Source organism: Pricia mediterranea (assembly GCF_032248455.1).
Lineage (GTDB): Bacteria > Bacteroidota > Bacteroidia > Flavobacteriales > Flavobacteriaceae > Pricia > Pricia mediterranea.
Window position 1 is genome coordinate 185,443 of the sequence record NZ_JAVTTP010000002.1, and the last position, 20,447, is coordinate 205,889.

Sequence of the window (20,447 nt, forward strand, 5' to 3'; positions counted from 1 at the left end):
GGTGAAATAGCCGGATATCCGGTTCAAATTAAAAACCCGGTACTGGATTTTTTAGACTAAATTGAACAACATATCCAAAAATGTTGTATTTTGTTAAGATAATCATAAAACCATATAATTATGAGAGGTCTTCTTTGGCTCGTTGCCGTTATCTGTATTATTGTCTGGCTCTTGGGAATGTTAGAGGTTATCCCGGGACTCGGAACCAGTAGTCTAATCCACATCCTAATCGTTATTGCCGTCGTAGTGATTTTGTACAATATCATTTCAGGACGAAAACCGCTATAATATTCAACCGGTATTACTTAAATAGGATGTTGAATGGCCCAATTGAAATTCGTACAATTACTGGCTTTGGCCCATTGCAATTGTACGAATTTCATTTATAGCTATTTTGTCCAGCGTTTCCACCGGAACCTTATGTAATTTGTTCGATAATCGAGATTTATATGCTTTGAGGCTTGCCGCGACATATTCAAGTTGTTCCCTTACGAATGACTCGCGGGCTCGTCCCGAAATTGTTTACTTTCCATCGACTGCAATCATTTCCAGAAACTCGCTCTCTGAAATAATCGGTATGCCCAAATTTTCGGCCTTGGTGCGTTTACTGGGACCCATTTTGTCCCCCGCGACGAGATATGCGGTCTTTGACGATATGCTCGAGCTGACCTTGCCGCCGTTGTCCTCTATCATCTTCTTGAGCTCGTTCCGGCTTACGGTCTCGAAAACTCCAGAGACTACGACGCTCATGCCTTTGAGTTTGTCCGTCCGATTTTCCAACTGCTCTTCGGATAGGGAAAACTGAATGCCATAGCCTTTTAAACGGGATATTATTTCGCGATTGGACTCATTTTGAAAAAATTCCGTCACCGATCTGGCGATGCGCTCCCCGATTTCATTGACGGCAGTCAGTTCTTCCTCGGAGGTGGACATCAAGGCATCAATATCCTTGTAGGCCCGGGCCAGTTTCTTTGCCACCGTTTCCCCGACAAAACGAATGCCCAAGGCAAAAAGCACCCGTTCAAAGGGAATTTTGGCCGACTCTGCGATGCCTTTGATCAAGTTGTCCGCCGACTTTTCAGCCATGCGTTCCAAGGGGAGAATCTGTTCTTTGGTCAAGGTGTACAGGTCCGCGTAATTTTTTATCAGTCCCTCTTTAAACAACAATTCCACCGTCTCCCCGCCGATGCCCTCGATATCCATCGCCTTGCGGGAGATATAATGCTGGATGCGCCCCGTAATCTGGGGGGGACAGCCGTAATAATTGGGGCAAAAATGTTTGGCATCGCCCTCGGGCCGGTCGAGTTCCGTCCCGCATTCGGGACAGTGGTCGATGTAGACCGTCGGCTCCGAATCCTGTGGACGCTTCGTAAAGTCGACCCCGATAATCTTGGGAATAATATCCCCGCCCTTCTCCACAAAGACCGTGTCCCCCTCCCGGATGTCGAATTTGGCAATCTGGTCCGCATTATGCAAAGAAGCCCTTTTGACGGTCGTACCTGCCAACAGCACCGGTTCTAGATTGGCCACTGGGGTAATGGCGCCAGTACGCCCCACTTGATAGGTGATTTCCCTTAAAAATGTGGACTCTTGCTGCGCCTGGAACTTATATGCCATGGCCCAGCGTGGGGATTTCGAGGTAAATCCGAGTTCTTCTTGGTGCTGAAGACTGTTGACCTTAACCACTACCCCATCGGTTTCGTAAGGCAGATTATGCCGGTTGGTATCCCATTGATTGACGAAGGCCATTACCTCGGAGGTGGACTTGCACAATTTGGCGACGGTAGGCACTTTAAATCCCCATTCCCTCGCCTTTTCCAGCATTTGCCATTGTGAGGTTATACCCGTTTCCTCCCCAACGATCCCGTACAGCAGGCAATCGAGCGGCCGTTGCGCGACAACGGCACTGTCTTGCAACTTCAGGCTGCCGGCCGCGGTATTCCTCGGGTTCATGTACGGATCTTCCCCATTGGCGACCCGCTCGGCGTTCATTTTAGCGAAGCCCTCAAAAGGAAGTACGATTTCTCCCCGGATATCGAATTTGGCCGGATAATCCCCTTCCAACCGCAAGGGTACGGAACGGATGGTCTTGACATTAGTGGTCACGTCATCGCCCTGAAATCCATCTCCCCTGGTAATTGCCCGCTGCAACTCTCCCTTTTTATAAGTCAGGCTTATAGAAGCCCCGTCGTATTTGAGCTCGCAGGTAAACTCCACCTTCACATCGCCCAAAATGCGTTGAATGCGCTTTTCCCAATCTTCAAGGTCTTCTTTGGAATACGAATTGTCCAGCGAATACATGCGATGCTCGTGCACGACGGTATTAAAATTCTTGGTGACATCGCCCCCGACCCTCAAAGTCGGCGAGGTAGCATCGTGAAATTCCGGATGCCGATTTTCCAACTCCTGCAATTGCTTCAGTTTCATGTCGAAATCGTAGTCCGAAATGGTGGGATTGTCCAGCACGTAGTATTTATGGTTGTGCTCGCGGAGCTCTTCTCGTAGGGATTCTATTTGTTCTTTGTCGGTCATGGAAATAAAATAGTGAGCTAATAAATTAACGAACTAGCGGGTTAGTGAATTAAAGCTAATCGGATGGGGGGTTCAGTAAGTGAGTGGGACGATTCATTTCAAATTCCAGAATTTCCGATTATTTCAATGTTACAGGTTGATATAGCTACATTTAATCATCCTCTCGTTCCCGAACATATCATTTCGCAGCTCAATTTCCGAAAAATTATGGCTTTTTAGAAGCTGTTCGGTCTCTTTAGCCAAATATTGGTTGATCTCCAGATATAAACTTCCATTTTCCTTCAGGCCTTTCATGGCAAAACGGGCGATGGCCTCGTAGAATTGTAACGGATTCTCATTGGAAACAAAAAGGGCCAATTCCGGTTCTTGGGATGTTACGTTCTTGTGCATCGCACCTTTCTCCTGCTCTCGCACGTAAGGAGGGTTGCTAACGATGATATCAAATTCGGTTTCCCGGGAATCCCAATTTAAAATATCCTTCTTTAGGAATTCGACGCATACCCGGTGGACCCCTGCATTTTTTTGGGCAATGGCTAAAGCTTTTTCCGAAATATCCAACGCAAAAACCTCGGCAGCAGGTAGGTTTTTCGCCAGCGAAACCGCGATACAGCCGCTTCCGGTGCCTATATCTAAAATCTTGGGCGACCCGTTTCGCGCGCGCGAGTCCTTACCGTGCAAGTCCTCGATTATCCATCGGACCAACTCCTCCGTTTCCGGTCTGGGAACTAGCACGTTTTCATCAACCTTAAAATCCATTTCCATGAAATGGGCGTTTCCGATAATGTATTGGATGGGACGGTACTGCCGCAACTGGGTCAAGGCCTCGAACAGCGGCTGCTCTTCTTCTTTGGTCACGGTCAGATTCGGTTGCAGGGCCAAAACGAAGCGTTCGAGCCCGAGATAATGTTCGATGAGCAGATAGAAAAAACTGTCCACTTCCTCCTTGGAGTAGGCAGAATCGAGTTCCTTGTGGAAGATGTTCTTGATTTCCTTTAACAGCATTTCTTTAAGGCTTAAATATCCTATTTTTACATGGTGAATATACATCAAAAATATATGTCAAGGGCCATCCAAATCGGACGGAGCGGATTGGGACCTACCGCCCCGAACCCCATGGTGGGTGCTGTGATCGTTCACGACGGGCAATTGATCGGCGAAGGCTATACAAGTGCTTTTGGCGGCCCGCACGCCGAGGTAAACGCCATTGATTCGGTAGCGGACAAAACCTTGTTGAAGCGGTCCACCTTGTACGTGACCCTTGAACCCTGCTCCCATTTTGGAAAGACCCCACCCTGTGCGGACCTGATTATCGAACACCGGATTCCCACCGTGGTGGTTGGACTCAAAGATCCCCACAAAAAAGTAGCGGGCCAGGGCATCGAAAAACTTCGTAGGGCCGGGGTTCAAGTAATCACGGGAATTTTGGAACCCGAATGTCGCGAGCACCACAAGCGGTTTTTGACCTATCATGAAAAGAAGCGCCCTTATATCCTGTTAAAATGGGCGGAAACCGAGGATGGATTTATCGCCCCCGACCCCATCGAACGCCATGAAAATCCCGAACCTTTTTGGATCAGCACTCCGTATTCCCGTCAACTGGTCCACCGGTGGCGTAGTGAAGAACAGGCGATTTTGGTCGGCACCACCACGGTCTGGGACGACAACCCTAAACTCGATGTGCGATTGTGGACGGGCGAGAGTCCGCTTCGGGTGATACTGGACAGAAACCTAAAGATACAAGGGGACTATCACGTGCTAGATGGAAGCCACCCTACTTTGATCCTTACCGAGGTAGAGGAAACTTCCCGTTATTTGGACCATCTAGAGTATCGGATACTGGATTTTTCCAAGGAGGTAACCCCACAAATTTGCAGCATCCTTTATGAATACGGAATTCTGAGTGTATTGGTCGAGGGCGGTGCACAGACCCTCCAAAGTTTTGGCAACGCCGGTCTTTGGGACGAAATTCGTCTGTTTACGGGAACATCCTCCTTTAAAAAAGGATTAAAAGCCCCCACGATACCGGGGAAGTCGGTAGTTTCGAAAAAAAATATAGGCTCGGACGTTTTACGGATGTACAAAAACGACCGGTTTGGGTGATGTTCATATTCCGAAACAAGCTATGCAACTGCCAACAAGAAGGTTCATAAAGTCTAGCCAGGTGCACCGACCGCTATTTTTAATGGAGCCTTAGCTGCAATGAGATTTAATCGACAAAACTGGTCCAACTAATAAAATAAACCTTTATGATTAAAAATATCATCTTCGATTTCGGGGACATCTTTATCAATTTGGATAAACAGGTGGTGCATCGCGAGCTGGAAAAATATGGGGGCATTCCCGAACTATCCCCGGAAATACTTGCACTCAATGATACGTACGAGGTCGGTGGTATCTCGTCGGAAGAATTTATCGAAAAGCTGGGCGAGGTGTTCCCAGAATCCACATCCAAAGAAATCACCCGGATCTGGAACAGCATGTTATTGGATTTTCCCGATGAGCGCCTGCACTTTATCGAAACCTTGGCAAAGGAAGGCGATTATCGGCTTTTTCTATTGAGCAATACCAATGCTCTACACATCCCGCATGTAGAGACCATAATGGGAAGCGAAAAGTTCAATCGGTTCAAGAATGCGTTTGAGAAGTTCTATCTATCCCACGAAATCAAGCTCAGAAAGCCCGATGCCGAAATCTTCGAGTTCGTGCTGGGCGAAAACGGGCTAAAGGCCGAGGAGACCTTTTTTATCGACGATACCAAGGCGAATACCGAGGCCGCCGAAAAATTGGGTATTCGGAGCTGGCACCTGCAGGTCGGGAAAGAGGATATCGTCGAACTTAAATCCAGATTATAGCGTGATCTATCTGGCCCTGAGCATTCTATCGTCCTCCTTGATTTTCGTGGTCTTCAAGCTATTTACACGCTATAGGGTCGAAACGCTTGCCGCTATCGTCGTGAACTACGCCGTGGCCTGTTTGGTGGGGCTGTTCTTTTATAAGGGGGATGTTTCCCTCTCCGAAATTCCCGGAAAATCGTGGTTTTTAGGCACCGTGGCCTTAGGGCTACTATTCATTATTGTCTTTAACCTTATGGCGGCTACGGCCCAAAAAGCAGGGGTTTCGGTCGCATCGGTCGCGACCAAGATGTCCCTCGTAGTTCCCGTACTGTTCGGCGTGATAGTTTATCGTGAAGCACTGGGTGCATTACAAGTACTTGGAATCGTGCTGGCCCTGGCCGCGGTTTATTTTACAGCGGTAAAAAAGTCCTCGATCAACTTTCAGAGAATCTCCCTTTTACTGCCGCTATCGGTCTTTTTGGGGTCGGGGATTATCGATACCAGCATCAAGTACATTCAGGAGTTCCATATTAAGGAGAACGACTATCCTGTTTTTTCCGCGACCGTTTTTGCCGCGGCAGCGGTTACCGGCATTCTGTTCATCCTTTTTAAATCCCTTAAAAATCCTGTCAAAATTGGGTATCGGAATGTTTTGGGCGGGATAGCCCTTGGCGTACCCAATTATTTCTCCATCTACTTCTTGCTTCGGGCCCTACAGCACGACAGTCTGAACAGTGCTTCGGTCTTTACGATCAACAACGTGGCCATTGTCATGTTCTCGACTCTCTTGGGCATTGTTATTTTTAAGGAGCATATCAGTTCTAAAAATTGGATCGGTATCGGGTTGGCGGTCATTAGCATTTTATTAATAGCACTATTCTGATGGATATCTCTTCCGACACCTATAGAACCTTGGCCAAACCTTCAAAACAAGTGCTCTACAAGGACAAAAAAAGCAAGTTCTTCGGATATGCCTTTCCGATAAACAAAGAAGACGAGGTAAAGCCGATCATCGAGTCGTTAAGAAACAAACATTCTTCGGCCAACCACGTCTGCTATGCCTGGCAGCTTGGGGTGGTAGATCCTAGCTATAGGGCCAATGATGACGGGGAGCCCAACAATTCTGCGGGGATGCCGATATACGGACAGATACAATCCTATGAAGTGACCCAGGTGCTAATAGCGGTCGCCAGGGTTTTCGGGGGCACGAAACTGGGTGTAGGAGGACTGATCAGTGCCTACAAAGCGACGGCGCAAATGGCATTGGATGCTGCTGTTATCGTCAAAAAAACCCTGCAGCAGCGGTTTAGGTTATCTTTTGCGTATCCGGAAATGGATATCGTAATGCGCACGATCAAACAACGGCAGCTTAATTTGGTTTCCCAGAAAATGGAACTGGATTGTGAGATGATCATTTCGGTCCGCCTGAAGGATTCGGAGGAAGTGTATGGATATTTTAAGGGCGTTCAAGGGGTAAAAATCGAGGAAGTTGATTAGGATTCTATTTTTTCCAAGACATAATCGGGACATTTAATAGGACGCTTGGTTTCCTTGTCCAAGAAAGCCAAAACGGTGTTCGCCTCCGCCAAAATTTCATCCTTTTCGTTATAAATTGTATAGTCGAATTCTATCTTGACCAAGGGAGGCTTTTTGAGCCGGGTCTCTACCGTAATAAGATCGTCATAGTAGGCCGATTTTTTAAAATTTATACTTAGGGAAACAACTGGCAACATAATGCCGCTTTCTTCCATACTTTTGTAAGAGATTCCAAAGCCTCTTAACCACTCGACCCTTGCCAGCTCCAGGTATTGCGCATAATTCCCGTGATAGACGACGCCCATCTGATCGGTTTCCGCATATCGAACACGGAAAGATATTTTGTTAAAGTTCATCAAGTTTAGCTTTAAAATCCTATATTTAAAAGATTTCGAATTAGGGCTCTGAACATGGTGAAAAAAAAGGGCAAAATCAATAGACCTTCGGTTTTTTTTTTAGCTTTTTTGTTCACATATTTGCCCACCAAGAAAGTAAGTCCCTTCCGACGAATTTCGACCGACTGATATTTTTTCTAACCGATAAATAAGCAAATTTTAACATGGGTGTTACTGCAAATTCCGTATGGAACAACTGTTTGGTATTTATCAACGACAACATTCAACCGCAGGCATTCAAAACATGGTTTGAACCCATCAAGCCGGTCAAGCTTACCGACAACGCTTTGAGTATACAGGTACCGAGTAAATTTTTTTATGAATGGCTTGAAGAGCACTATGTCAAACTCTTGAAAGTGGCACTGACCAAAGAGCTAGGGGAAACTGCAAAACTGGTGTATGTCATCCGTATGGAAAACACCTATGGCAACAAAGAGCCCTTTACCGAGAAAATACCCAGCTCGAACCGGGGTACTATGGGCTCACAAGAAATGGACGTGCCCGTAAAATCGAAGAACCCCCAACTGAAGAACCCTTTCGTGATTCCGGGAATCCGCAATATTAAGATAGAATCACAGCTCAACCCCAACTACAATTTCGATAACTTTTTGGAAGGTGATTCCAACCGGTTGGCACGATCGGCCGGAATGGCCGTGGCCAACAAACCAGGCGGTACGTCGTTCAATCCGCTCTTGGTATTCGGGGGCGTCGGGCTTGGCAAGACCCATTTAGCCCATGCCATCGGGGTCGAGATCAAGGATAAGTATCCGGAGCGCACCGTACTTTATATTTCCGCCGAAAAATTTACCCAGCAGTATATCGAATCGGTCAAAAAAAACACCCGCAACGATTTTATTCATTTCTATCAGTTGATCGACGTGCTGATTATCGACGACGTACAATTTCTTTCCGGTAAGTCCGGGACACAGGATGTGTTTTTCCATATATTCAACCATCTGCACCAAAATGGCAAACAGGTAATCTTGACCTCCGATAAAGCACCCGTTGATATGCAGGATATTGAACAGCGGCTCTTATCCCGCTTCAAATGGGGACTTTCCGCCGAATTGCAAAATCCCGATTACGAGACCCGTGTATCCATTCTAAAGAACAAGCTCTATCGTGACGGGGTCGAGATGCCCGAGGACATTATCGATTATGTGGCCAAAAATATCAAATCGAACATTCGGGAACTCGAAGGGGCGGTGATTTCCTTGATAGCCCAATCCTCCTTCAACAAGAAAGAGGTCACCTTGGAACTCGCACAACAGGTGGTCGAAAAATTCGTAAAAAACACGAAGCGCGAAGTTTCTATAGAGTACATTCAAAAAGTGGTCTCCGATTATTTCGAGATGGACGTGGCCACCCTTCAGTCGAAGACCCGAAAAAGGCATATCGTACAGGCGCGTCAGTTGGCTATGTTCTTTGCCAAAAAGCTCACCAAGGCCTCCTTGGCCAGCATCGGTTCACAGATCGGAAAGCGAGATCACGCCACGGTACTGCACGCCTGCAAGACAGTCGATAACCTGGCCGAAACCGATAAGCAGTTCCGCAAATATATCGAGGATCTTCGCAAGAAGTTGTCGTAGTTATCGAAAGCCCGTTCCAACGGGCGAAAACCGATAGTGAATACTTATATTTGGAAGCCGACGAATTCTATCCGCAGGGAAAGAGAAGCCCATATACAATAGCCTACGGCCCAAAAGTTAAAAGTTCAATCTCTCCTCCCCTAGTTTTCATAAACCGTTGTTCGGCCGAACAGCAATAACCTTTATTTCATCCGTTGGCGTTCAAGGTAAGTTTTTTTCCGATCGTTCTATTTTTAAATCTTTAAAATCCCTTTTTACGTGAAACACAAAATATTAATGGTCTGCCTAGGGAATATATGCAGATCGCCTTTGGCGGAAGGCATCCTTAAAAACAAGGTAAATCCCGAAGATGTATATGTAGATTCGGCTGGTACCGGCAGCTATCACATTGGCAACGCGCCGGACCCACGATCCATTGCCGTTGCCCGAAAATACGGGTTGAACATCGAAAAACAACGTTGTAGACAATTTCAGGCGTCGGATTTCGAAAAATTCGATGTAATTTACGTCATGGATAAAAGCAACTACATGAATGTGGTCGCTTTGGCGAGGAACGATAGCGATACAGCGAAAGTAAAATTGCTTTTGGAAGAAGCGGACATATCCGAAAAGCAAGTTCCCGATCCCTATTACGATGAAGAGGATGGTTTTGAGCAGGTATATCGGATGATCGACCAGGCCTGCGATGCCATCGCAAGAAAATTATAATCGAGATACTTATCAATGGTGAAAAAAAACAACGGTCCGGGGAAATTATATCTGATACCCGTTACTCTGGGTGAAACCGCGCCGTTTGAAGTATTGCCCATTTCCATAAAAAAAGCGGTCGAGCGCATCAATCACTACATCGTAGAGAACGAAAAGTCAGCCCGTCGTTTCATTAAAAGGATAAGTTCGGGAAAATCGCAGTCCGCCCTCCATATATCAGTACTCAATAAATTTACCGAAGCGCAGGAAGTCCCCACGTTCTTAGACCCATGCGTCCAAGGCTACGACGTCGGTATCATTTCCGAAGCCGGATGTCCCGGTATTGCCGATCCCGGTGCCGAGGTCGTGAAGATCGCCCACGAAAAGGAAATTCAGGTCGTGCCCTTGGTCGGACCCTCGTCGATTACCCTAGCGCTAATGGCCAGTGGTATGAACGGACAAAATTTTGCCTTTAACGGTTATCTGCCCATAGATTCCGCAGAACGGAAATCCGCCATCAAGAGATTGGAAAAAGTTTCCCGAGTTTCGGGACAGGCCCAAATTCTCATCGAAACACCTTACCGCAACGATAAGCTTTTGACGGAACTGGCTAAAACCCTCCGCTCGAATACCCCGCTATGCGTAGCTTGCGATATTACCCTGTCAACCGAGTATATCGCCACCAAAACAGCGGCCGAATGGAAAAAAATACAAGTAGACCTTCACAAAAGGCCGGCCATTTTTATTTTTCAAGGGCAGTAAATCTAATACCTCCTTAAAAAAATAAAAAATCATCCGAGTTTCGTAAATAACGGACCACTTATACTTTTTTATTAACCAGTCGTACAAATATTGGATGCACCAGCCAATGTTTTTTGCACCTTTAAAGCGTCGAACTATCCGCCCCACTGTTCGATAAGGAAACCCCTATCCTGTTCGATTACGATACCCCCGAAAAATACTTCCCCCTACCATTGCCCAAGCGTAATATTCCAGTTTCCAATTGGTATTCCCTTGTCCTGTTTCCAACTTTGAATGCAAATAGTAATTAATTGTAACACATATCAAAATGAAAAACATCGTAATCATTGGGGCTTCAGGTCACGGGAGTGTGATTTTGGACTGTATTGAAAGAGAAGGGAAGTACAACGTACTGGGATTTATTGATTCCTTTAAGAAAAAAGGAATAAAACAGAACGGCTACGAAATATTGGGCAGTGAACACGACCTGCCCTATCTGATTGAAATGTACGATATCGTAGGCGGTATCGTGGCCATAGGGGATAACTGGACCAGAAAGCGCGTTGTTGACAAGGTTTCGAAAATAGCACCCCACTTAAATTTTATCACAGCTATCCATCCACATGCGATAATCGGGAAGGATGTATATGTCGGTAAAGGTACGGTAATCATGCCGGGCGCTATCGTGAATTCTAACGCGCAAATAAGGGATTTCTGCATTGTAAACACCAACTCATCCCTTGGGCATGACGGTTTTATGCACGACTTTTCAAGTTTTGCATGCGGGGTCAGCACCGGAGGCGGACTTTTCTTAGGAGAATTTTCAGCGGTTTCCGCGGGGGCCGTTATTCGGGAACATATCAGGGTAATGGAGCATACGGTCATTGGGGCCGGATCGCTGGTGGTGAAAGATGTGCCCGATCATGTAGTGGCCTATGGGTCACCTGCACGCATCGTAAGAAAGAGAGAAACGGGCGAATCTTACCTCAGCGGCTACAGACCTAAAATTACCGATATAGCGAGACTGGTCAGTGCCTAACCGATACTTCCGGCGACCAAGTCTTAAGCCCCACTTTCATTCCCTATGGCCTACTACTTGAATATCATGTAGAAACGCGACAGATTTCAATACCGTTGCAATAAAATGACCCTTATGAAATCAATACCCCTATTACTTTTAGCGCTTTGCCTGATCAGTGCGAAGAAGTTGAGCGCTCAGAACGCGCATACCCATGCCAATGCAGCTTCGATCGATAATGAGGCCAATACCGTAACCGGTTGGTCCGGGGATGCCGTTATTTCTTCGGATGCCACAGACCCCCACGATGGAAATTTTTCGATACGGGCGGTTTCAACAGCTTCCAACGGCCGTACTTTGACCTATACCTATAATGCCCAAATCGGTGATGAATATACCATCCGCATCTGGGCAAAAGAAGGACCTCAGGTCTCGAGCCCTGCAGCTCCCGCCTTTGCGGTCTGGTCGGGAATGACCGGGTTTTCTACTACCCTTATACAGGGTACTGAATGGACGGAATACGTATTCAACGTAACGGCTACCTCGACCTCCCCCCTTATTAGGATCTACACCAGCAACAGGGCTACCCGTAATACGGCGGGCAATACCATCTTTATCGACAATATATCCATTCTGCCGGCCTCGGACGTCGAACCGCCAAGCGCAGTTACCACGTTGATGGCTTCGGGCACAACCACCACGGGAACGGAACTCTCCTGGACGGCCTCTACGGACAACGTCGGAATCGCGGAATACCATGTGTACCAAGACGCTGCGATAGTTGGGACCACTACGGATCCATCATATACCGTCACATCGCTTACCGAGAACACCTCCTATGACTTTACGGTAAGGGCCATTGACGCCGCGGGCAATGTTTCCGCCGCCGGCAATACCGTCAGCGTCACCACGCTGCCGGCCTCGGACCAAGAGGCCCCAAGTGCGGTTACCTCTCTAGGGGCTTCAAACACGACCGCCACGGGAACGGAACTCTCCTGGACGGCCTCTACGGACAACGTCGGAATCGCGGAATACCAAGTGTACCAGGATGCCGTTATAGTGACGACCACTGCGGGCACCTCATATACGGTCACATCGCTTACCGAGAACACCTCCTATGACTTTACGGTTCGGGCCATTGACGCCGCGGGCAATGTTTCCGCCGCCGGCAATACCGTCAGCGTCACCACGCTGCCGGCCTCGGACCAAGAGGCCCCAAGTGCGGTTACCTCACTAGAGGCTTCAAACACAACGGCCACGGGAACGGAACTCTCCTGGACGGCCTCTACGGACAACGTCGGAATCGCGGAATACCATGTGTACCAAGATGCTACCATATTAGCGACCACTTCGGACCCATCATATACGGTTACATCGCTTACCGAAAGCACCTCCTATGACTTTTCAGTGAGGGCAATCGACGCCGCGGGCAACGTGTCCGCCGCCGGAAATACTGTGAACATCACCACCTTGGCGACCGGCACGGAAGTCATAGATTACACTTCCGATAATGCGAATTTGCCCACGGTAGACTGGGAAGCAAAAAACATATTCGCCGCCCAAACCATGGGTATAGGAACTACCGACACCCAAGGCTACACCCTAGCAGTAGCGGGAGGCGTGGTGGCCGAGCGCGTTAAAATCGCGCTACAGACCGATTGGCCCGATTTTGTCTTCGAGGAAAAATACTCGCTGCCTACCCTGTACGAAGTGGAGAAACACATACAGGAGAAAGGACATTTGTTGGATGTGCCCAGTGCCAAAGTAGTCGAGGCCGAAGGTATCGACGTGGGCGCGATGAATGCCTTGTTATTACAGAAAATTGAGGAGCTGACCCTCTACCTTTTACAACAGGACAAGAAAATAACGGAACTTGAGGCGAAGGTCAAAAAAATGGATCAGGTTCGGAAACTGGTGAAGAAAAAATAGAAAGATTGTAATAAAGTATAACGTCTCTAAGCAGACCCAACGCCACCTTTATGAAATTACTTGTGTTTACCCTATCTATTTTTATGGCCCTGGGCATCAACGCACAAAGCATCCGCAAGAATTATCAGGAAATGACAGATGCGGAGAAAAACGCACTGGTCAATGCTTTTTTACAGCTCCGTTCAGGTCCGGACCTCATTAGCGACCTTGCCAACTTTCATAGCGACAATTTCAGTTTCGGCATTTCGCCCCAACCGGACATTCATTTTAACTTGCCCGATGAACCCGAGCTCCAAGTCTTTTTTTCATGGCACAGAATGCAAATGCTAGAACTTGAACGGGCCATGCAGGCCATAGATCCGCGAATTAGTATCCCTTGGTGGGATTCTTCGACGGACCAGTCAACCGCATCCCCATTGTGGAATTTCGATTTCATGGGCCAATTTGACGGATTATGGGGCTTGAACAGGAATTTGGACGCAAATGGCCCGCTGCCTGACCTTGCGGATGTAACGGCAGTTCAAAGCATGACTGATTTTCTCCTCTATTCAGATGATATGGAAAGGGGAGACACCCACCGGGGGGCCCATGTCTGGGTAGGCGGAACAATGAGTACCCCGCTTTCTCCCCGCGACCCAGTGTTTTATCTTCACCATACCTATATCGATAAACTCTGGACGGATTGGGTGCAGGAGCACCCAGGGGAATCTTCCTTTATAATTCAATCGATGCTACGTTACGATGGCACCTATGTTTTTGACGGCAATACCCTGCCCTTGACCAATCCGAACGACGTGATCGACAGCCATTCCCTCGGGGTGTTTTATGCCGAGAACGGACTGGCCGAATTATTCGCGTATACCGTAAGCAATACCTACAATCCCGTAGAAAAATTCTATTATCAATATACTATCGAAGCAGGCCGTGGTTTTACCGTGCCTTCCGGTGCCAACTGCAGTATAGAGTCCCTCAATGAAATAAGCTTGGTTCCAGGTTTCGAAGCTGCTTCAGGAGCCTTTTTTGAAGGTATGATCGAAAAGGATAGCCTTATCATACCTCCTTCCTTTGCAATGGGCCCTGATATCATGCAAAAACCAAATCCTTTCCCATACGATGAAGCCCTTTTAAATGTCCATGCCTATGATTCGAAAGAAAGCGTTGTCAATAAAATTGCCATCTCCTTTTCCCCCAATCCGTTTAGGGATGCTATCGGAGTACAGATGGACAGAAGGTACAGAACGGCAACGGCCCAGGTTCATGATTTATCGGGAAACATCGTTGCATCAAAATCCTTCTACAATCAATCCTATCTTGAGGTGGATAATGTATCCGATTTGCGACCGGGCATCTACGTCCTGATAATCCTGGCCGACGGGGAAACGGTGTTGAACGAAAAAATCATCAAGAGGTAAACACAAGTGGAATGCTTCGATGCGGGTCTATTGGGGCGTTAAACCATACGGCATCGGGAAATTAAACCCTCGAAATATTAAAACCTTTACCCATTAAAAACGGCTCCTGTTTCCCGGAGCCGGAACTTTGGCCCATCTATTCATTAACAGGATTCGTCAAAGGTAAAATCCACCTTCTCAAATTCACCTTTTTCGTTCAGTTTAAACGCCGGCATTTCCATGGGCATGTTGGACATTTCCGGAATCTTGGGCTCCGGATACTCGATTTTTTTTAATTCCGGTGCTTTTTCGACTCTTTCCAAACAATCGTCACGCTTTTCGGAAGACTCGTCTTTGGAGCTGGCTGTCCTGTTTTCATTTGCTTCTACCATTGTTTTCTTTTTTATGGACTTAGAAAATAATTGTTGTTGGTCTTTATCGTCGCCACAGGTTTCCAAGAGACACTTTTTCAGTTCCTCTGGGTTAATTTCGTTTTTCTTCAAAAAATTACGGATGCTTTCCTGGGAAATCAGACACTGGAGGGTCTTGCAGATGGCCGCTCCGTTATCGGCTCCGCCATCGGACGCTCGTTCAGGATTCCGCTTATAGATGGATACGCTTCTTATCGCCTCCCTAAAAAACGGCCTGCCTGCCATAGACCTACCCTCCGCTTTGATGATCAGTTGATAGATGCCTGATTGTTCCGCCTTAAAATGGACGTAAAATTCACCTGTTTCAATTTCTTCCAAGCTTAAAACCTTAAGCTTTCCATTGGGCCATTGCACCTCTGCCCGTACGCGACCGCTGATGGGACGTCGATATTGGGAAAGATTCGCAAAAAGCCTAACTTCAGCACCGATGGTGTCGGAATCCTTTTCCACGGAACACTTGAAATTCAGGTCCGACCGGGTATAAATGGCAACGCTATAAGGCACGGAGTTGTACTCGTCCCTATTTTTGAAAATATCTTCGCGCTCTTGCCATTTAGCACATATTTTCTTTACCTCTTCCCTGGAGCGGAGTTGAAGTACGACCTTCCAATGTCCTCCATGACTTGTCTCAGGTTTATCCGGTAGGGCGGGGAACGTGACCCTATAAATTTGGTTATTAGCATTGATCTCATGGGCCACATTGCCAGTGGTCCCAATAATTTCATCTCCGTTGGGAGCGATTAAGCTCACCTTGATAAAGGGTGCCAAGGGAGAGAGCACCACTATATTGGATCGGATATCGGCTTCGCTTATGGCGTAGGCCACTTGATGCTCCGTTCCGAAAAGAAGCCTGCCCATGGGGTCTAACACGACGTCTTCTTTTTTGATATCCGCAAGGATCTGATTGAAATAATTGGTCAATTTGAACATCCGCTCGTCCCCGGTCATATCGCCGGTCAACAAGACCGACCTTGAAATATCGTTCAAAGCGGCTTCACTGGTAGTGCCTTGCTGGCCTAGTCCTATTGCATATATATCTTGGCCAATACCCGTAATTGCGGAACTTACCGGGGCCTCGGTGATGTAGGGATGCACGTTTTGATTGCCGTCGGTCATTACCAACATACCAAAATTCGTATATGGAGTACTGGAGTCATTGATTTCATCAATCAACATTTGAGCTCCCTCGATGATACCTTGGCCGATGGCGGTATTCCCTCCGGGTTGGTTGGCGGGATCTGCTAAAGCGGCATTTATCGCCGCTTCCCCTCCCTCTGATTTTTGGGTAATTTCAAATATCGGATCTGCATCGGAATCGTAATAGACCATTCCCACCCCGTCGTCGGGCGCCAGAAGGTCCCTTACGCCCATAATGGCGTTTTCCAACATTTCGTATCGGGTAATCGAGGTGCCATCGTTCAGGCGCATACTGTACGATTTGTCGAGGACCAAGGCAATGGCCGACCTGACCTCTTCGACCACCATGGCCTCTAAGTTTACGATGAATGTGTCCACCAAATAATCGCCCACTACATTGGAATAAAAGCGGTCATCGTCCCAAACATACACGTTAACCTCTACCAGACCGATTTTCGATCCGGTACCTGTATTCGTCTCGAGCTCTATGAGCACCTCATGCGTTTGGGGAACGCCGTCGGTATGGTTCACGATTTCGAAGGCGGGGGCGCCGGTTGGGGCGTGGAAGGCGGCATCGCCGCCGAAAGCGTTTATTTGAAATTTCATGTTCCTGCCTGACTCGATGGTAAAAGGTATGGGCAGCTGTATTGTCGAGCCTTCCTCGACCGTTCCGAAATTCAGGTCGGTAACCGTAGTGGCCAATACAGGTAGGTCCACATCGTACATATAGCCCAGATCCACCTTGTGATTGAGTACGTCTGCAGGCCGATTCCTAACGGGAAAAAGGAAAAAGCTACTCTCGAGCATTGACATCACGGAATTGAGACTATGGTCCGCCGTGCCCGAAGTGGGCAGATAATTGGAAACACCCCCATTGGTACGTTGTTGCCATACAGCCCATACCTTGTCAATATTGCTGTGGTGCAAATAGAACACGGGATCATTGGGCGAGGTACTGGGCATCATATTGCCCCCGATCCATTCGTGAGGGCCGTTGTGATTGGCGTATTCCAATATTTTCCGGAAGCTTAGGGCAATTTCGGATCCATTGGCCCTATTGGCATTTCCTTCCGCATAGCTACCCTCTTCGTTTAGGGCGTCGTAGTCTGAATGGACCAATGCCGCATTTAGCTCAGCCCTCTCGGGGAGTTGAGCGGGATTTTGCCCCGTTCTACGTCTAAGATATGAGGTGTTGTCCCTGGTGATTCCCGTGCTCGCACCGGTTCTTACGTTCAAGGTCCATCCCGCACTTTCGGCGAACTGTCCCGTCATTACCCGGTTGTCGGTTCCCGTACCCATGCCGCCCATCAGGTTGGTGGTAAAAGGGTATCCCGCATCCGAAGGTATCCGGGCTTCCACCGAATCCCAATAGGGAATGGTCATCGTAGGGTCGCCCGAAACGGATTGCAGCTCCAATTCGAACTGTCTTAAAAATTCTCGGTGCCACGGCGTAAATGCGGGGCCTTTGTGCGCCCCGTCCATGACCAAACTATGCACCCAAACGTACACATCGTATCTATTCAATGCTCCCGCTGCATCGGCTGCTGGTGGTCTGGGACTGTCTGTATCGTCCTTTAAGGCCAAGACCGCGTTGACGAACGCGGTTTTTTCGGTTGGGGACATTTCACTTACATTCTTTCTAACGTTCATAGTATCAAATTTTCAAATAGTGATAATTCTCGTCCGCCGATGTCGTGAAGTACGCAACGGGACGTTAATGCAAAAGGGGGGAAAGGGATTTGTGACCGATCTACGGTTCGGTTATCTTAAATGAAAGATAGGACAGATCCGTCCCTGTTTCGATACAACGAAAAAGTACTGATCGTTCTTGACTCGCTTTTCTTATACCTGTAATCGGCTTGGATTCCGAACGCTGTCCGCATTTAATTTATTAATGACAAACTTACGTTTGCCCGAAGAGAGCAAGGGAATGTCCTCTACGAACTCCAGCTGGATTTCCGCGTCGGCACCCAAATGCCGTTTGAATTCCGTAGTGATGGCTTCCCCACTATTGAACTCGGGCAGTACGTTCAACTTGACCGTATATTTTTTTTCGCATTCCTGAATAAATTGGAACTGTTTGATGTGCGGATATTTTAGGATGTGATACACCACATAAGGGGACATCATATTACCGTCGACATCAAGCACCATATCTAGTTTCCGGCCTTCCACGCGCGACAATACGGGTTGCTCGGCCCCGTTTATCGTACGAATTTCCATTCGACCCAGATCACCGGTATCGTATCTGATAATTGGAATACAGTAATTGTAGAGATCGGTAATCACGATCCGTCCCCGCTCGCCGGGCTTAGCGGGCATATCGCTGTCCATATCCAATATTTCGACAAAGTAACTGGCCCAATTGACATGAAACTCACTGCATTCGGGGGATTGTTGGGCCAAGATACCATTTTCCACGTTGGAATATCGGGAGACCACCGGAACGCCCAAGTGTTTTTCTATAGCCCTTTTAGTGTCCTCGTTCAGGGTTTCGGAAATAGCGATGATGGAGTTTAACCGTTGCACCGGGGCAACATCTTCTGTATTTTCCAAATATCGCTTTAACTCATCCAAAACGGAGGCATAGCACAAAATTCCCTTGGGGGAACTGTCTTTCGCAATTTCAGAAAACAGTTCCTCCAAATCATGATGTGATAGACGCGACACCGGATGCATATACACATTTTTTCTCCAGGTCATCCAAGGATTCGAGGTATTGTATTGGTCCCAATGCCTTATGTAGAACAATCTGTTACCAATCTCAAAGCCGGCCTTTCGCGAGAAGTAGGTGACGTCGGCCGAATGCCTGTTCCGTTTGTTTTTGTCGTGTAACATCCTGAAAGGCGTTCCGGTAGAGCCACTGGTATAGACCGAATAGTTATCCGAGTCGTTAAAATCGGAGGACCGGAAATTATCATAATCGTCCCGGATGATGTTTTTGTTTACCACGGGAAAGTCCTCCAGTCTGCTAAAGTTGGCGAACCGTGCGTAGTAGGAGGTGCTTTTAACAGCGTGGTCTAGAAGTCTCTCAAGGCTTTCCGCCCTTCGGTTCCTTGATTCGGCGGAACCAAAATTTTCCAAAATTTGTTGAACATCCCTGAGATGTGTTTTTACGGGGCTTCCCTTCAAGGTATCCAAAAACCAAAATACATTTCTCCTTAAAGTTTGTAGCATCGCTGCGAGTATAAAATTCATAACCATGACGACATCGGGTGCACTTTGTAACGACCTGCCAAGGTCTTTTGGAATTCGTCAACCTCATATGTCAAACTGTAATAAAATTAACATAATTAACAGAATAAAGAAGATGTTATTGTATGAATGTGGAGTTTTTACGTATAACTGGCACATCATCCCAATAGTAGGGGGATAAAATTCCGGTTTAAAAAAAACAAACCCCGACAATAGGTCGGGGTCCATCTCTTTTCATATAGGTAAAACTGTAGCGACACCGGTCAAACCTTCGGATTGCGTTTCATAGCAATGTGCGAGACGTCGTAACCGGAGAACTTTTTCATGTAATTGGAAATGCTCGTACCATAGCTGTCCGAGACATCGAATGCGCCCCACGACCGCAGGTACTTTTTAACGTTACCGGCACCGGCCAAATGGGCCGCGGCCAGCATTCCGGATTCCGTAATCTCGATACCGCCGATGTTTTTCCCTACGAAGCGCTCGATATCCCTTCTAAGAATCCATTTGTTCCGGGCTATGTTCGTATGAAAAACCTGTTCTTGCAATACCGGGTCGTTCAAAAAACGGGTGGCATTGTACACTCCCATCAGCTGTAAGGTACCGATACCGAACTGGTATTTTCCCAGATAACCCAGAGTGTTGGTTATGAAATAATTGCCTTGGGACTCTTTAAAGGCCAAAGCTTCCTTAAAACCAATGTATGAGCTGCCCAAAAAGGGCGGCGCCATAAACATTTTTGCATGTAAGGTCTCATTTTTGGGGAACAAGACCGAAGTAGGTTCGTCGACTTTTAGAATTTCGGGTACTTTGATCGCTTCTTTATTTTTAGGTATGAACGCGAAATTCAGTAAAGTGCTAGTGGCAATCAGGGGAATCGATAATCGAATCCACTTTCTCATCACGTTGTTTTTCCTAAGACATACTTATTTACAAGGCTGCTTAGATTTCAGGGAACAAATATATAGTGGATTCCAACTACCTTTGACAAAGCTTTGTTAAAAAAGGCGATTTTTAGGCCATAGGTATACA

General features: G+C 47.3%; 17 protein-coding genes. 11 read left to right on the forward strand and 6 right to left on the reverse strand.

From position 1 onward, the window contains the following. Nucleotides 1-120 precede the first annotated feature (120 nt). Nucleotides 121-288: a lmo0937 family membrane protein gene (locus RQM65_RS18355; RefSeq protein WP_314017110.1), complete on the forward strand. Its 168-nt coding sequence runs from the start codon at nucleotides 121-123 to the stop codon at nucleotides 286-288. A gap of 234 nt (nucleotides 289-522) precedes the next feature. Here RQM65_RS18355 and ligA read toward each other — a convergent pair whose 3' ends face one another. Together ligA and prmC are read right to left on the reverse strand one after the other, a co-directional pair. After that, nucleotides 523-2,532, reverse strand: a complete 2,010-nt coding sequence (gene ligA / locus RQM65_RS18360; RefSeq protein WP_314017112.1) for an NAD-dependent DNA ligase LigA — start codon at nucleotides 2,530-2,532, stop codon at nucleotides 523-525. Nucleotides 2,533-2,661: 129 nt separating this feature from the next. Next, nucleotides 2,662-3,534 (reverse strand): peptide chain release factor N(5)-glutamine methyltransferase, encoded by an 873-nt coding sequence (gene prmC / locus RQM65_RS18365; protein ID WP_314017114.1) that lies wholly within the window; start codon nucleotides 3,532-3,534, stop codon nucleotides 2,662-2,664. A 30-nt stretch (nucleotides 3,535-3,564) separates the two neighbouring features. On the opposite strand from prmC, the gene ribD reads away from it, so the two are divergent. The 4 genes from ribD (at nucleotide 3,565) to RQM65_RS18385 (ending at nucleotide 6,863) form a co-directional block, all read left to right on the forward strand. After that, on the forward strand, nucleotides 3,565-4,632 hold the full coding sequence (gene ribD / locus RQM65_RS18370) for a bifunctional diaminohydroxyphosphoribosylaminopyrimidine deaminase/5-amino-6-(5-phosphoribosylamino)uracil reductase RibD (RefSeq protein WP_314017116.1): 1,068 nt from the start codon (nucleotides 3,565-3,567) through the stop codon (nucleotides 4,630-4,632). A 146-nt stretch (nucleotides 4,633-4,778) separates the two neighbouring features. Next, nucleotides 4,779-5,384 carry an HAD family hydrolase gene (locus RQM65_RS18375; protein ID WP_314017118.1) on the forward strand — a complete coding sequence of 202 codons (606 nt, stop codon included), beginning with the start codon at nucleotides 4,779-4,781 and terminating at the stop codon, nucleotides 5,382-5,384. Nucleotide 5,385: 1 nt separating this feature from the next. Continuing rightward, the gene (locus RQM65_RS18380) at nucleotides 5,386-6,249 is read left to right on the forward strand and encodes an EamA family transporter (RefSeq protein ID WP_314017119.1); all 864 of its coding nucleotides are present in this window, start codon (nucleotides 5,386-5,388) and stop codon (nucleotides 6,247-6,249) included. Beyond that, nucleotides 6,249-6,863, forward strand: coding sequence for an IMPACT family protein (locus tag RQM65_RS18385; protein WP_314017120.1), 615 nt, complete (start codon nucleotides 6,249-6,251; stop codon nucleotides 6,861-6,863). The genes RQM65_RS18380 and RQM65_RS18385 overlap by 1 nt, the downstream gene beginning before the upstream one ends. Here RQM65_RS18385 and RQM65_RS18390 read toward each other — a convergent pair. Next, nucleotides 6,860-7,258, reverse strand: coding sequence for an acyl-CoA thioesterase (locus RQM65_RS18390; RefSeq protein WP_314017122.1), 399 nt, complete (start codon nucleotides 7,256-7,258; stop codon nucleotides 6,860-6,862). The two genes, RQM65_RS18385 and RQM65_RS18390, sit on opposite strands and share 4 nt — an antisense overlap. A gap of 203 nt (nucleotides 7,259-7,461) precedes the next feature. Between RQM65_RS18390 and dnaA the strand changes: the two genes are divergently transcribed. The 6 genes from dnaA to RQM65_RS18420 all read left to right on the forward strand — a co-directional run bounded on the left by dnaA (nucleotide 7,462) and on the right by RQM65_RS18420 (nucleotide 14,673). Next, nucleotides 7,462-8,886 (forward strand): chromosomal replication initiator protein DnaA, encoded by a 1,425-nt coding sequence (dnaA, locus tag RQM65_RS18395; RefSeq protein WP_314017124.1) that lies wholly within the window; start codon nucleotides 7,462-7,464, stop codon nucleotides 8,884-8,886. A 258-nt stretch (nucleotides 8,887-9,144) separates the two neighbouring features. Continuing rightward, entirely contained in the window at nucleotides 9,145-9,594 is a 450-nt protein-coding gene (locus tag RQM65_RS18400) for a low molecular weight protein-tyrosine-phosphatase (protein WP_314017126.1), read from the forward strand. 15 nt (nucleotides 9,595-9,609) lie between these two features. Continuing rightward, nucleotides 9,610-10,335, forward strand: coding sequence for an SAM-dependent methyltransferase (locus RQM65_RS18405; protein WP_314017128.1), 726 nt, complete (start codon nucleotides 9,610-9,612; stop codon nucleotides 10,333-10,335). Nucleotides 10,336-10,642: 307 nt separating this feature from the next. Next, complete coding sequence (locus tag RQM65_RS18410; RefSeq protein WP_314017129.1) at nucleotides 10,643-11,353, forward strand: acetyltransferase; 711 nt, start codon at nucleotides 10,643-10,645, stop codon at nucleotides 11,351-11,353. A 114-nt stretch (nucleotides 11,354-11,467) separates the two neighbouring features. Continuing rightward, entirely contained in the window at nucleotides 11,468-13,261 is a 1,794-nt protein-coding gene (locus RQM65_RS18415; RefSeq protein WP_314017130.1) for a fibronectin type III domain-containing protein, read from the forward strand. A 50-nt stretch (nucleotides 13,262-13,311) separates the two neighbouring features. Beyond that, nucleotides 13,312-14,673 carry a tyrosinase family protein gene (locus RQM65_RS18420; RefSeq protein ID WP_314017131.1) on the forward strand — a complete coding sequence of 454 codons (1,362 nt, stop codon included), beginning with the start codon at nucleotides 13,312-13,314 and terminating at the stop codon, nucleotides 14,671-14,673. Nucleotides 14,674-14,816: 143 nt separating this feature from the next. Here RQM65_RS18420 and RQM65_RS18425 read toward each other — a convergent pair whose 3' ends face one another. From RQM65_RS18425 to RQM65_RS18435, 3 genes are all read right to left on the reverse strand, one after another. Further along, nucleotides 14,817-17,870, reverse strand: coding sequence for a tyrosinase family protein (locus tag RQM65_RS18425; protein WP_314017132.1), 3,054 nt, complete (start codon nucleotides 17,868-17,870; stop codon nucleotides 14,817-14,819). A gap of 192 nt (nucleotides 17,871-18,062) precedes the next feature. Beyond that, a complete protein-coding gene (locus tag RQM65_RS18430) occupies nucleotides 18,063-19,397 on the reverse strand; it encodes a phenylacetate--CoA ligase family protein (protein WP_314017133.1) in 1,335 nt (444 codons plus the stop codon). Nucleotides 19,398-19,678: 281 nt separating this feature from the next. After that, complete coding sequence (locus RQM65_RS18435) at nucleotides 19,679-20,317, reverse strand: lysozyme family protein (RefSeq protein ID WP_314017134.1); 639 nt, start codon at nucleotides 20,315-20,317, stop codon at nucleotides 19,679-19,681. Nucleotides 20,318-20,447 lie beyond the last annotated feature (130 nt).

Bases quoted from the DNA above. Each gene is read 5' to 3' on its own strand.
- RQM65_RS18430 (WP_314017133.1), bottom strand. From the start codon at position 19,397: ATGCTACAAACTTTAAGGAGAAATGTATTTTGGTTTTTGGATACCTTG.
- ligA (WP_314017112.1), bottom strand. From the start codon at position 2,532: ATGACCGACAAAGAACAAATAGAATCCCTACGAGAAGAGCTCCGCGAG.
- RQM65_RS18420 (WP_314017131.1), top strand. From the start codon at position 13,312: ATGAAATTACTTGTGTTTACCCTATCTATTTTTATGGCCCTGGGCATC.
- RQM65_RS18410 (WP_314017129.1), top strand. From the start codon at position 10,643: ATGAAAAACATCGTAATCATTGGGGCTTCAGGTCACGGGAGTGTGATT.
- RQM65_RS18415 (WP_314017130.1), top strand. From the start codon at position 11,468: ATGAAATCAATACCCCTATTACTTTTAGCGCTTTGCCTGATCAGTGCG.
- RQM65_RS18390 (WP_314017122.1), bottom strand. From the start codon at position 7,258: ATGAACTTTAACAAAATATCTTTCCGTGTTCGATATGCGGAAACCGAT.
- RQM65_RS18385 (WP_314017120.1), top strand. From the start codon at position 6,249: ATGGATATCTCTTCCGACACCTATAGAACCTTGGCCAAACCTTCAAAA.
- dnaA (WP_314017124.1), top strand. From the start codon at position 7,462: ATGGGTGTTACTGCAAATTCCGTATGGAACAACTGTTTGGTATTTATC.
- RQM65_RS18425 (WP_314017132.1), bottom strand. From the start codon at position 17,870: ATGAACGTTAGAAAGAATGTAAGTGAAATGTCCCCAACCGAAAAAACC.
- RQM65_RS18355 (WP_314017110.1), top strand. From the start codon at position 121: ATGAGAGGTCTTCTTTGGCTCGTTGCCGTTATCTGTATTATTGTCTGG.
- RQM65_RS18405 (WP_314017128.1), top strand. From the start codon at position 9,610: ATGGTGAAAAAAAACAACGGTCCGGGGAAATTATATCTGATACCCGTT.
- RQM65_RS18375 (WP_314017118.1), top strand. From the start codon at position 4,779: ATGATTAAAAATATCATCTTCGATTTCGGGGACATCTTTATCAATTTG.
- prmC (WP_314017114.1), bottom strand. From the start codon at position 3,534: ATGCTGTTAAAGGAAATCAAGAACATCTTCCACAAGGAACTCGATTCT.
- ribD (WP_314017116.1), top strand. From the start codon at position 3,565: ATGGTGAATATACATCAAAAATATATGTCAAGGGCCATCCAAATCGGA.
- RQM65_RS18435 (WP_314017134.1), bottom strand. From the start codon at position 20,317: ATGAGAAAGTGGATTCGATTATCGATTCCCCTGATTGCCACTAGCACT.